This is a genomic window from Flavobacterium sp. KACC 22763, assembly GCF_028736155.1.
In the GTDB taxonomy this organism is placed as follows: Bacteria; Bacteroidota; Bacteroidia; order Flavobacteriales; family Flavobacteriaceae; genus Flavobacterium.
On sequence record NZ_CP117879.1, the window covers coordinates 520,085 to 532,316 of the forward strand.

13 protein-coding genes are annotated in these 12,232 nt (G+C 32.3%); 8 read left to right on the top strand and 5 right to left on the bottom strand.

What is annotated here, in order from left to right; genetic code table 11:
* Positions 1 to 143: 143 nt before the first annotated feature.
* Complete coding sequence (locus tag PQ463_RS02290; RefSeq protein ID WP_274256132.1) at positions 144 to 1,109, bottom strand: WaaS/CpsH family glycosyltransferase; 966 nt, start codon at positions 1,107 to 1,109, stop codon at positions 144 to 146.
* A 60-nt stretch (positions 1,110 to 1,169) separates the two neighbouring features.
* Between PQ463_RS02290 and PQ463_RS02295 the strand changes: the two genes are divergently transcribed.
* Positions 1,170 to 1,937, top strand: coding sequence for a lipopolysaccharide kinase InaA family protein (locus PQ463_RS02295; protein ID WP_274256133.1), 768 nt, complete (start codon positions 1,170 to 1,172; stop codon positions 1,935 to 1,937).
* Here the strand turns inward: PQ463_RS02295 and PQ463_RS02300 are convergent.
* Entirely contained in the window at positions 1,918 to 2,688 is a 771-nt protein-coding gene (locus PQ463_RS02300) for a glycosyltransferase family 2 protein (protein ID WP_274256134.1), read from the bottom strand. The genes PQ463_RS02295 and PQ463_RS02300 overlap by 20 nt on opposite strands.
* Positions 2,689 to 2,709: 21 nt before the next feature.
* Complete coding sequence (locus tag PQ463_RS02305; RefSeq protein ID WP_274256135.1) at positions 2,710 to 3,774, bottom strand: glycosyltransferase family 9 protein; 1,065 nt, start codon at positions 3,772 to 3,774, stop codon at positions 2,710 to 2,712.
* 126 nt (positions 3,775 to 3,900) lie between these two features.
* On the opposite strand from PQ463_RS02305, the gene PQ463_RS02310 reads away from it, so the two are divergent.
* Positions 3,901 to 4,650, top strand: coding sequence for a glycosyltransferase family 2 protein (locus tag PQ463_RS02310; RefSeq protein ID WP_274256136.1), 750 nt, complete (start codon positions 3,901 to 3,903; stop codon positions 4,648 to 4,650).
* A gap of 63 nt (positions 4,651 to 4,713) precedes the next feature.
* On the opposite strand, the gene PQ463_RS02315 is transcribed toward PQ463_RS02310, so the two are convergent.
* Positions 4,714 to 5,529 (bottom strand): 2,3,4,5-tetrahydropyridine-2,6-dicarboxylate N-succinyltransferase, encoded by an 816-nt coding sequence (locus PQ463_RS02315; protein ID WP_111424171.1) that lies wholly within the window; start codon positions 5,527 to 5,529, stop codon positions 4,714 to 4,716.
* Positions 5,530 to 5,790: 261 nt separating this feature from the next.
* On the opposite strand from PQ463_RS02315, the gene PQ463_RS02320 reads away from it, so the two are divergent.
* The 5 genes from PQ463_RS02320 to PQ463_RS02340 all read left to right on the top strand — a co-directional run bounded on the left by PQ463_RS02320 (position 5,791) and on the right by PQ463_RS02340 (position 9,130).
* The gene (locus PQ463_RS02320) at positions 5,791 to 6,423 is read left to right on the top strand and encodes a PAS domain-containing protein (protein ID WP_274256137.1); all 633 of its coding nucleotides are present in this window, start codon (positions 5,791 to 5,793) and stop codon (positions 6,421 to 6,423) included.
* A gap of 133 nt (positions 6,424 to 6,556) precedes the next feature.
* Positions 6,557 to 6,802, top strand: coding sequence for a hypothetical protein (locus PQ463_RS02325; protein ID WP_274256138.1), 246 nt, complete (start codon positions 6,557 to 6,559; stop codon positions 6,800 to 6,802).
* Positions 6,792 to 7,070, top strand: coding sequence for a type II toxin-antitoxin system RelE/ParE family toxin (locus PQ463_RS02330; protein ID WP_274256139.1), 279 nt, complete (start codon positions 6,792 to 6,794; stop codon positions 7,068 to 7,070). Before PQ463_RS02325 ends, PQ463_RS02330 begins: the two co-directional genes overlap by 11 nt.
* A 26-nt stretch (positions 7,071 to 7,096) precedes the next feature.
* Positions 7,097 to 7,510, top strand: coding sequence for a Holliday junction resolvase RuvX (gene ruvX, locus PQ463_RS02335; RefSeq protein ID WP_274256141.1), 414 nt, complete (start codon positions 7,097 to 7,099; stop codon positions 7,508 to 7,510).
* Positions 7,511 to 7,636: 126 nt separating this feature from the next.
* Positions 7,637 to 9,130 carry a malate:quinone oxidoreductase gene (locus tag PQ463_RS02340; RefSeq protein ID WP_274256142.1) on the top strand — a complete coding sequence of 498 codons (1,494 nt, stop codon included), beginning with the start codon at positions 7,637 to 7,639 and terminating at the stop codon, positions 9,128 to 9,130.
* A gap of 39 nt (positions 9,131 to 9,169) precedes the next feature.
* Here the strand turns inward: PQ463_RS02340 and PQ463_RS02345 are convergent, their stop codons facing one another.
* Positions 9,170 to 11,392 (bottom strand): FUSC family protein, encoded by a 2,223-nt coding sequence (locus PQ463_RS02345; protein ID WP_274256143.1) that lies wholly within the window; start codon positions 11,390 to 11,392, stop codon positions 9,170 to 9,172.
* 201 nt (positions 11,393 to 11,593) lie between these two features.
* On the opposite strand from PQ463_RS02345, the gene def reads away from it, so the two are divergent.
* Complete coding sequence (gene def, locus PQ463_RS02350; RefSeq protein WP_008462650.1) at positions 11,594 to 12,184, top strand: peptide deformylase; 591 nt, start codon at positions 11,594 to 11,596, stop codon at positions 12,182 to 12,184.
* The last annotated feature ends 48 nt before the right edge of the window (positions 12,185 to 12,232 follow it).

Below are 12,232 nucleotides of genomic sequence, written 5' to 3' on the forward strand. Positions count from 1 at the left end.
TTTTTTATTCGGATGATTTTTAACAAATTTTTAATGTTTCGGCAAAAATAGTAAACATTTTCAAAAGCAAAAATATTATGGTTAAAATTATCCTAAACAAAATATAAATCCTTACAAGTGCAAAATAGTGTTTTTAGTAATAATTATGAAGTAGGGCTATCTTTAAAAATAACACGATTTGTCCAGCCTTTTAAAGTGTATTGACTCAAAATGGAATCTGGAATCTTCTCATATTCATTTTCAAAAAAAGCTACAGGTATAACAGGATTTTTTTCATCAATAATCAAAATGTTATTCGGATTGTAAAAATCGTAGTTTTTGATATCTGCATTCGTAGTTATCAGCTTTTTATCTAGACCCAAACTCTCAAAAACTCTGAAAGTAAGTCCGATTTGACCAAGTCGATTAATGTCTAAAAGCACTTTCGAACGATTGATATAATCATTTACTTCGCTCAAAGGCATGTGGCTTTTTATATAAGTGATATTTTGATCATTGTCTTTCTGTTTTTTATCATAAACAATGAATTTGAATTTTGAATGCTGCGAAGCCAAATTAGCCGCAATTCTTTTTAGTATTGGAAGTCGCTTGTCAATTGAACTGATATTAAAAACATCGAATTCAAATTGATTATTGTGGATTGCGTTTCCTGAATTATAAATCCAGTTTGGAGCAAATTTTAAATTGTATTTTTCGCAGTCTTCTTTTTCAAATGAGAAAACCTCATCAAAGCAATGAAGAACACGTTTGATTTTTGGGCAACGATAAATGTTGTCATTAAAAAATCCGATTGATTTTTTGGTATAATTTTTAAATTCTAAAATGCTTTCGGGAGTTATAAAATCTCCTTTTATGGTTAAAATCACATCTTGAATCTGATCGTTTTTCTTTAATTCATTGATGATTTCTTTTCCGTAATGCTGATGTTTCAAATTTGTTTTGAAAAACGCTTTTAAGATTACATTGTATGCCTTATGAAATACAGAAGGGTATTTAAATTTGAAATTATTAAAATCGATATGACGAACCGTATGGCCTTGTTTTTCTAAGTCTGCCGCTATATGTTTGTTAAGTCCCCAGTTGTCTAAACTTATAAGAGTAATATGCATTATCTACGAAATAGTTTTTATTAGTTGGTAAAACTAGCTAAATTTGCTGAAACAATTTTTATGATTTTAAGATTAAATCGCGGATATGAAAAATTTGAAAGTATTCTTCTTGAATATATTCGTTTTTTCGATACAAAAGGAGAGGACTTTGTAATTGGCCAGCGCAATCAGATAAAACTTTTTGATTTAGACGATGAAAAAATAAACATAAAATCGTTTAAAGTTCCGCACTTTATCAATAAAATTGCATATAAATACTTCAGAAAATCAAAAGCAAAACGCTCTTTTGAGTTTGCAAACAAATTGTTGGAATTGGGTGTTGGAACTCCAAAACCTATTGCATTTGCCGAATTTTCATCAATCTTAGGTTTAGAAAAGAGCTTTTACGTGAGCGAGCAATTGCAATGCGATCTTACGTATAGAGAATTGGTAGAAATACCTGATTTTTCAGATCGTGAAAATATCTTAAGACAATTTACTAAATTTAGTTTTGATCTTCACGAAAAAGGAATTGAATTTCTAGATCATTCTCCAGGAAATACTTTAATAAAAAAGAATGCCGGCGGAAATTATGATTTCTTTCTGGTAGACTTAAACAGAATGGAATTTCACAATTCGATGTCTTTTGAAATGCGTATGAAAAACTTGTGCCGTTTGACACCGCTGAAAGAGATGGTGGCGACAATGAGTAATGAATATGCTAAATATTATAAAGCAGAATCTGAAGAGAAGATTTTTGAGACTTTATGGAAATATACTTCAGATTTTCAAGAGAAGTTTTATAGAAAAAAACGCCTAAAAAAGAAGCTTAAATTCTGGAAGAAGTAATTCTTCTTAATTCTTTATAGCGAATGTAGACGCTGTAAGCATTCAAATAACATATAATTATACCTTTTCTGCCATCCAAAAAACCAAAACGGATTATAAACTGGTACAAGAAAGTGTATAAAGGATGAAAAAGCTGCATTAAAAAATAAGGCTTTATTCCTTTTGCAAATTTTTCATTGGCTTTAAGAATGCCATAATTATACATTTTTGATTTATAATCTTCATAAGAAGAATAAGAGAAATGTATGATTTTGTGTTTTAAAGAAGCAATTTTTCCGCTGACGATTAATTTTTCATGAACGGTTCTTTCCTCATTATATCGGCACTTTGATTTATCAAAAAGCCTGAAAATCTTATCGGTTTGCCAGCCGCTGAAATTCAGTCGACAATTTTTAAACATAAAAATGCGATAGATAAAATAAGCGCTTGCCACATTTTTAGAATTAATTGCTGTAACGATTTCAGATTTTAATTCAGATGTTAGCTTTTCATCAGCATCAATAAATAAAATCCATTGGTTTTTTGCTTGATCTAAGGCAAAATTTCGCTGAGAAGTATAATTAGTAAAATGATGTTGAATTAGTTTTACATTGGCAAAAGACTCAACGATATTTACTGTTTTATCGGTGCTATAGGAATCAACAACAATGATTTCATCAGCAAAATCTACATCTTCAAGAAGCGATTTTATATGATGTTCTTCGTTAAGCGTAATAATCAGAACTGATAATTTCTGCTTTTCACTATTCATTGGAGATTCCTTTTACTTTTTTCAATTTTTATATTCTTGAAAATAAGTTTCTAGCTTTTGAAGCATCAATTCCAGCGGATATTCAGCATAATATTCAAAAGTATGTTCTTTTATGTATTGCTCTGTATGCTTCTCGTAGATTTCAGGTTTTAAGTCTTTTAAATGGATAGAAGCATTTTTTGCTTCATTTTCAAACAGCTGCCAAGTTTCTTTTCTAACAGAAGGAGTGAAGATAGAAAAGGTTGGAATTTCAAGTGCTTTTGCCATATTTACAGCGCCACCTTCGTTTCCTATCAGCATTTCGCATTGAGAAAGCAATGCTAAAAACTGACGTAAATCGGTAGCGTATAAATCAAAAATAATATGCTTTTTGGTTTCTTCAGAGCAATGATTGTATACTTCCAGAGCCTGCTCTTTTTGGTTCGGAATGTAATTAAAGAGAATAGTAGCGTTTGTTTTGGCTACAGTAAAATCAATAATTTTTGCCATTCCATCAAGCGGATAAGTTTTATAGTGCTCGCTTCCTAAAATTCCAAACATGATCAATGGTTTCTCAGAATCTACATTATAGCTTTTTAAAATATTTTTTGCTTCGGTAATCTCAGATTCTTTTAAAAAGATTTTCGGTTTTACGTTTGTTATCTTTTCAGAGAAAAAAGGTTTAAGAAGCAATAATCTGTTTTCAATCGCCAGACCAAATTCTGATTTTATAGCATCAAAACGTTCATAGCTATAATTGTAGAAAATATTAGAATACCATTTATGGTATGAAACTTTATATTTTGCACCAGAAAAAAATGTGATTAGGCTAGTTCCTAATTTACTGTAGACATCTATTACAGCATCGTATTTTTTTCTTCGCATCTCAAAAATGAACTTAATAAACCCAAAAGTCGATTTTCTGATTTTATTAGTCACTGGTATAATGTTATCAATATTCGGATTCTCTAAAAGAACATCAATCGAATTAGGATAACACATATAGTCAATTGTTGAGTCAGGAAACTTGGCTTTAAGATTGTTACAGATAATTGTACTTGTTAAGACGTCTCCGATTCTTTTTTGCTGAATGACTAATATTCTCATTTGGGTATTTGTTCAATTAGAAGGCTAAAATACAAACTATTTTATGAAGTGTACAAGTGATGGTATTAATAAGATTAAACTAAATTAAAAAGTTATATTTTTGTGCTCAACAAATTAAAATGAACAATGGGAATTAGCGGTTTGGTTATTACATTCAATGAAGAAAAAAACATTGGAAAATGTATAGATGCCTTATTTAAAGTTTGTGATGAAGTTATTATTGTAGACTCTTTCAGTAAAGATCGTACGGTAGAAATAGCTCAAGAAAAAGGAGCACAAGTTATTCAGCAAGCATTTCTAGGAGACGGTCCGCAGCGTACACACGGATTGCCTTTTTGTAAAAATGACTGGATTTTAAATCTTGATGCTGATGAGTTTCTAGATAAAGATGCTGAAGAATTTATTTTGAATAAAAAATATCTGGAAGGAAACTACGATGCCATGAGTTTTAGAGTAAAAAACTTTTTGGCAGATAAATTAATTGATTTTTCAGGATGGTATCCAGATCATAAAGTTCGTTTTTTTAACAAACAAACAGCTCATCCTTCAGATTCTAAAGTACATCAGAAAATTGTAGCTCAAAATGAGAAAAAAGTTGCGGTTCATATTTTGCACTATGGATGGGATTCTTTTGATCAGATTATAGCAAAAAAGAACCAATATTCCGGATGGCATGCGCAACAATTATATGATCAAGGGAAAAGAATTAACGCGTTTAAGCCTGTTCTTAACGGAACTGTAGCTTTTGTTCGCTGTTATTTCTTCAAAAAAGGAATCTTCAACGGTCTTGACGGATTGACAATTGCAATGATTCAGGCTTTTTTCTCTTATATGAAGTATGCTAAACTTATAAAACTTCAAAAAAATAAGAAGTAAAAAAAAACCAAATTCCAATAATAAAATGGAATTTGGATTTTTAATATTAAGATCTTTTAAAACCTATACAGCAACATCGTATTCACGAAGTGCATTGTTTAAAGAAGTTTTTAAATCTGTAGATGGTTTACGAGTTCCAATAATTAAAGCGCAAGGAACTTGATATTCTCCAGCAGCAAATTTCTTTGTGTAGCTTCCCGGAATAACCACAGAACGTGCTGGTACATAACCTTTCATTTCAACTGGTTCGTCACCTGTAACATCGATAATTTTAGTTGATGCTGTCAAGCATACATTAGCACCAAGAACTGCTTCTTTACCAACGTGAACACCTTCAACAACAATACAACGAGATCCAATAAAAGCACCATCTTCAATGATTACTGGAGCAGCTTGCAATGGCTCAAGAACACCACCAATACCAACACCACCACTTAAGTGAACGTTTTTACCAATTTGAGCACAGCTTCCTACAGTTGCCCAAGTATCAACCATTGTTCCTTCGTCAACATAAGCACCAATGTTTACGTAACTTGGCATTAAGATTACACCGCTTGAGATGTAAGCTCCATAACGCGCAACAGCATTTGGTACTACACGGATTCCTTTTTCAGCATAATTTCTTTTTAGCAACATTTTATCGTGGTATTCAAAAATACCAGATTCCCATGTTTCCATTTTCTGAATCGGGAAATACATCACAACTGCTTTCTTAACCCATTCGTTTACTTGCCATTTGTCACCAACTGGTTCAGCAACACGTAATTTTCCTGCGTCTACCAATTCGATAACTTCTCTAATGGCATTAGTAGTTGTAGTTTCTTGCAATAAAGCTCTGTTTTCCCAAGCTTGTTCAATTATAGTCTGTAAAGAATTCATACGTTTAATTTTTTGGCAAAGATAACGTATTTGTAGAAATGCAAAAAAGCAAAACCACTTGAAAATGTTACAGATTTAACTTTTTGTTTCTTATTTGTAAAGTTGGTAGGACTCGTATATGTTTTGTTTAATGTTATTACCGCTAGAAGTTTTTTTTATATCAAAATATGACAAAAATCAGGATTTGTGCTTTTTCTTCGCTTTACTTTCGCAGTGTTGATCAACATTCCATTCCATAAATAATCATATAAGCAGTAAAATATGAATCAAGAAAATCACCTTCAAAACAGAGTAATTATAGACAAAGAAGTAAGCTGGGATAAAACTCAGGTTATTATGAGTAAAACAAATGCCTACGGTATTATAGAATATGCCAACGAAGTATTTGTAGATGTCTGTGGTTACGAAGACTATGAGTTAATGGGACAGCCTCATAATATCATACGTCACCCAGATATGCCGAAAGTAATCTTTAAAGTACTTTGGGAAAATCTTAAAAACGGAAAAAACTTTCACGCTATTGTAAAAAACCTTGCAAAGTCTGGAAGATACTATTGGGTAATTACAGATTTTGAAATTGCCCGAGATGAAAACGACGTTATTGTAAATTTTTTTGGTAGAAGACAAGCTGTGCCACAAGAGGTAATTGCATTGCATATTGAACCTTTGTATAAAAAGTTATTGCAGATCGAAGCGGCAAGCGGAGTAGAATTTAGCGAAAAGTACTTGATCGGATTCTTAGAAGAGAAAAAGAGAACTTATGTCGAATATATTAAGGAGCTGATTTACGAACATGAAAAGTCACAATCTAAGTTTGCTAATTATACTGAAGAAGAGGATGCAGGAGAGGAAGAAGAACACAGAGGTTTTTTCAGCCGTTTGTTCGGAAGATAAATTGAGTTATTTTTTAGGTTTGAATATTTGGATAAAAGTCCGCCTTGAGTTTTCAGGGCGGATTTTTTTTAAGTTTAATTTAAAAAACATGAATTTAAAAAGGTTTATATTTGTGTTGTAAAATTGAAGTGTTATGGAAGCGATTAGATTAGAATTTCAGCCAGAAATTAGAGAAAAAATCTTAAAATTATTAAGTTCATTTTCTTCTGATGAATTGAAAATTGTGCAAGAAGATAGTTTTTCTGATCCAGAATTTGAAAAGAATAAGAAAATTTTGCAGGAAAGAGCTGAAAAAATAGAAAATCAGACAGCTCAATATATTACTTTTGAAGAGTTGGATATTTTGTTAGAGGAGACAATTAAGAAATATGAAGATTAAGTTAACTGTTGAATTTAATGATGATCTTAAAAATATTGTGTACTTTATTGCGAAAGATAAACCTATTGCGGCAAGAAAATTCAAAAATGAATTATTGAAACATTTAAAAAAAGATTTACAAAATCCATTTCACTCTAAAAAATCCATTTATTTTGATAATGAAACTTATAGGGATTATGTTTTTAAAGGTTATACCACTATTTTTAAAATTGACTCCGAACAAAAGACTATTCATGTGATTGGTATTTTAAAACATCGACTTTTTTAAATTAAATTTGCTGAAAACTAATCAAAATGCCAAGAATCCTTTCAATAGATTACGGACAAAAACGTACGGGAATTGCAGTTACAGACGAAATGCAGATTATTGCTTCAGGCTTAACAACAATTCCTACCCATACTTTGGTTGACTTTTTAAAAGATTATTTTGCTAAAGAAAAAGTCGAAGCGGTTTTGATTGGAGAACCCAAGCAAATGAATGGAGAGCCATCTCAAAGCGCTTCTGTAATTAATGGTTTTGTGACTCACTTTTCGAATATCTTTCCAGACATGAAAGTGATTCGTGTTGATGAGCGTTTTACTTCAAAAATGGCATTTCAAACCATGATCGACAGTGGTTTAAGTAAAAAACAGCGTCAGAACAAAGGTTTAATAGACGAAATTTCTGCCACAATTCTGCTTCAAGATTATCTTTCCGCAAAAAAATAGCGCTCTTCGTCGTATTTTTTATTTATAATTTAATGGTTTTTAGAAAATTCTAACTTTTATCATCTAAAAATTAGTTTTTTTTTGCAATTAAAAAAGTACCTTTGCACTTTAAATAAAAATACTGTTATGCCTGACGAAACCATACGTTCAAATAGTGATGTAGTACTCATTGGCGCTGGAATAATGAGTGCCACTCTTGGAGTAATTTTGAAAGAATTACAACCAGATATAAAAATTGAAATTTACGAAAGATTAGATGTTGCTGCAGCAGAAAGCTCTGATGCTTGGAATAATGCAGGAACGGGACACTCTGCTTTTTGTGAACTAAATTATACTCCAGAAAAGGCAGACGGAAGCATAGATCCTAAAAAAGCAATAAGCATTGCAGAATCATTTGAGATTTCTCGCCAGTTTTGGTCTTACTTAGTACAGCAGAATAAAGTGCCGTCTCCGGATAATTTTATTAAAAGCGTGCCTCATATGAGTTTTGTGTGGGGGGATAAAAACGTAAATTATTTAAAAAAGAGATTTGAAGCGCTACAAAGCAATCCAATCTTTGCCGACATGACTTTTAGCACCGATTTTGAACAGCTTCAAAAATGGATGCCATTGGTAATGGAAGGCAGAAATGCTGATGAGAAATTAGCAGCAACACATATGGAAATTGGTACCGATGTCAATTTTGGTGCTTTAACAAGAAGTATGTTCAATTACTTAGAAAAGCTAGACGGTGTTTCTTTGTTCTTCAATCATGAAGTTAAAAAACTAAGACAGCGTGAAGACAAATCTTGGAGAATTAAGATTAAAGATTTATCAACAGGAACTACTCGTAAAGCCTACACTAAATTTGTATTTATTGGTGCAGGAGGAGGTTCTCTTCCGTTATTAGAAAAAGCAAATGTTCCTGAAGGAAATGGATATGGAGGTTTCCCAGTAAGTGGGCAATGGCTGAAATGTACAAATCCAGAAGTAATTGCAAAACACCAAGCAAAAGTATACGGAAAAGCAAGCGTTGGAGCTCCTCCAATGTCTGTTCCACATATTGACACTCGTGTAATTGATGGTGAAAAAGCACTTCTTTTTGGTCCATTTGCGGGATTTTCAACACGTTTCCTTAAAAATGGTTCTTATTTAGATTTGCCGATGTCTATTAAACCAAACAATTTAATTCCGATGCTGGCTGCAGGATATCATAATATTCCATTAACGAAATATTTGATCGAGCAGGTGCGTCAGTCTCCAAAAGACAGAATGAAAGCTTTACGCGAATATCTTCCAACAGCGCGCTCAAAAGACTGGAAATTAGAAAAAGCAGGACAGCGTGTTCAGGTTATTAAAAAAGATGAAAAAGAAGGTGGAGTTTTAGAATTTGGTACAGAAGTCATTAATACGCATGACGGAACTTTAGCAGTTCTATTAGGTGCTTCTCCAGGTGCATCTACGGCTGTAGCAATTATGGTTGATTTGGTAAGCAGATGTTTTACAAATCAAATTAAAACACCAGAATGGCAAGCAAAATTAAAAACAATGATTCCGTCTTACGGACAAACTTTAAATGATAAGCCAGAGCTTTTAGAACAGCTTAGAAAACAAACAGCGGAAGTTTTAAAATTAAATTAAGCTTCTCATATTTCAATATTAAAAACAAATCCAGATGAATTAATCTGGATTTGTTGCTTTTAAGTCGGTTGTGTTTTTTAGAATCTTTTCTGCTAGATTGCTCATCCAGATTAATTGTTCAATTACCATTTGCGCTTCTTGCATTTTGGCTTGACGTGTTTCTTTGTCTAAATCATCATCTTCGGCTAAACGAGTAAAATGTCTGCGTTTTAATTCTTCAAACTGTAAAGTCACATCTTCTTTTTCGAAAAAAGTATCTTGTATCACAACTTCGTTTCTTAAAACGGAAATTGAATGATCTAGATTAGCTAGAATGGTTTTGATAATATAATTGAAAGAATCTGATGCAGATGTTGTTTGGTGCGACTGGATATAAGTTGACAGCGATGCTAAAGCAGACAATAAGGAGTGATTTAAAACCACCAACTTATTTACCAATGGCATTGTTTTTTGTTTTGACTTAGGTTCCTGCATCATACGCTGAAAAGAAGTCATTAAATTCCCTATTTCAACAAACGCATTTTTTCTTGCTAGACGATACGAAGTCGGCACTTCACCTTTTTTATTATAAAAATCGGCAATTTCTTTTAAGTAATTTCTATTGGCGCGAATTGTATTTTCAATATGAATAGGCGTATTGATGAATTCCCAAGCAGGCCATAAAAACTGATTGGCAATAAAAGCTAAAGTTGCTCCTGCAAGTGTATCTAATATTCTGTATTGAATAACTTCATTGATGTCTGGAGTTAAAATTCCGTAGATAAAAACGACATACATCGTAACAAATGTCGCACTGATCTTGTAATTGATTTGCGTAAATGAAATTCCAAGAAGCATACATATAATAGAGAAAATACTCAATGCAACATGGTTCTGAATGACAGATACGATTCCGAAAGCTATAATTCCTCCCAAAACAGTACCGAACATTCTATTGTATGATCTTTCTTTGGTTAAACCATAACCAGGACGCATGATTACTACAATAGTAAGAAGAATCCAATATACGTTTTGAAATGGCAGAACCTGTCCGAGAAAGAAACCAATCAAAATAGTAATCGTTAATCGTATCGAATGTCTGAAAATAGAAGAAGAATAGCTTAAGTTTTCAATTAAAGTTCGTAACGGATAATATTGTGGTGTTAAGAATTTTTCAAGCTCTTTGTCTTGATCTTTCAGTTTGTAGGATTGCATTGCCAAAGAAAGCGCACGCTGAATCGTTTTAATTTTTCCAACCTGATTTTTAGCATATTTCAGCATATTGGTCAGCATTAAAACACCTTCTGCGGCTTCTTCTTTTCCTAATGATTTTTCGTAATCAAAAATGGCAAATTCCAGTGCGTCCAATTCATTTTTTAAATCATGTTTGTCAACATAAACGCTAATATGGCTGACATTTTTCGAAAGTTTTTTTAGAGTTGAAGCCAATTTGTATGCAACATTCTGATATGTTCTTAAAACATCAGGATGCTTGGCAAATTTTTCATGAAGTTTGCTGTGGTCGAAAGAAGTATATAGCGCTAATTCTTGAATTTCTACTAAAGTGATAAAAACCAAAAGCATTTTTCGGTTTTGGCTTGTAGTTCCAGATGCATTCTGGTTTCCGATAAGCATTTTTCTTAAATCTTCGTGAATAAGATTCAATTCTACCTGTACAGCCAGCTGTTTTTCGATAATAGCGGTTCTATTAGCCTCGGGACTCCATAAATCACCTCTTAACTTGAGGTATTTGGCAGTAAGTTTTATTCCTTCGGCAATTTGTAATTCTACATATTTATAAGGCTGTACAAAATGGAAAACCAGAGACACTATTAAATATAGAATTCCTCCAATAAAAATGAAGCCTGAATATTCAAAAGCTTCCCAACCTTCGTGCAAATGTCCGAAGGATAAGGAAATCGATAATAAGGCAGAGAAAGAAATTAAAGTGGCTCGCTGTCCGTAAACCGAAATCATAGAACATAAAAACAGTAGGAAACCTAAAAATATATAAAAAAGTATGGGAAATGGATAAACGAGATTTACCAAAAGATTAACTCCAGAAACAATAAAAGAAGCTGCAATTAACCCTTTTATCTTATGGCTAAGAGAACTCGGAATATCGCTGGGATACGTATAAAATGCACCAAGCGCAATTGTAAAACCAATTTCGAAATGACCTAGAAAATTTAAAACTAAAACAGGAACAACAGAAGCAATAGTTACTTTAGAAGCATTGAGAAAGGAAGTACTGTTAGTAAATTTCGAAATTCTATCAATCATAAAAAGAGGTTTACTAACAAAGGTAAGAATTGTAGGAGTGATTTTGGCATAATTATGGATGAGATTTTTAGTAACAGGTAAAAAATATGATATAATGCCGTATAAGAATTATTCATTGACTATTTTTTACTATTTTTGCCAGCTGAAATATCAGAACTTTAATTCTGGTTTTTCAGCACATTAAAACATAAATAAAAACAAATGATTTTACCAATTGTAGGATACGGTGATCCTGTTTTAAGAAAAGTTGGACAAGATATTACACCAGAATATCCAAACCTAAAAGAAACGATCGCAAATATGTACGAGACGATGTACAATGCGTATGGAGTTGGACTTGCAGCACCGCAAGTTGGACTGCCAATTCGTTTGTTTGTGATAGATACAACGCCTTTTAGTGATGATGAGGATCTTCCTTCAGAGGAACAAAAAGATTTGAAAGGCTTCAAGAAGACTTTTATCAATGCTAAAATCGTTAAAGAAGAAGGAGAAGAGTGGGGGTTTAATGAAGGCTGTTTGAGTATTCCAGATGTGCGTGAAGACGTTTACAGAAAACCAACTGTTACAATCGAGTATTGTGAAGAAGATTTCGTAATGAAAACGGAAGTTTTTGACGGATTAATCGCAAGAGTTATCCAGCACGAATATGATCATATTGAAGGAATCTTGTTTACAGATAAAATTTCTTCTCTTAAAAAGCGTTTGATCCAAAAGAAATTGAAAAACATTACTGAAGGAAAAACGTCTCAAGAATATAGAATGAAATTTTTCGCAGCTAAAAAAGCAAGATAAGTTTTCTAAATACTTAGAAACAAAAAATAAATAAAATTCTTAATACTA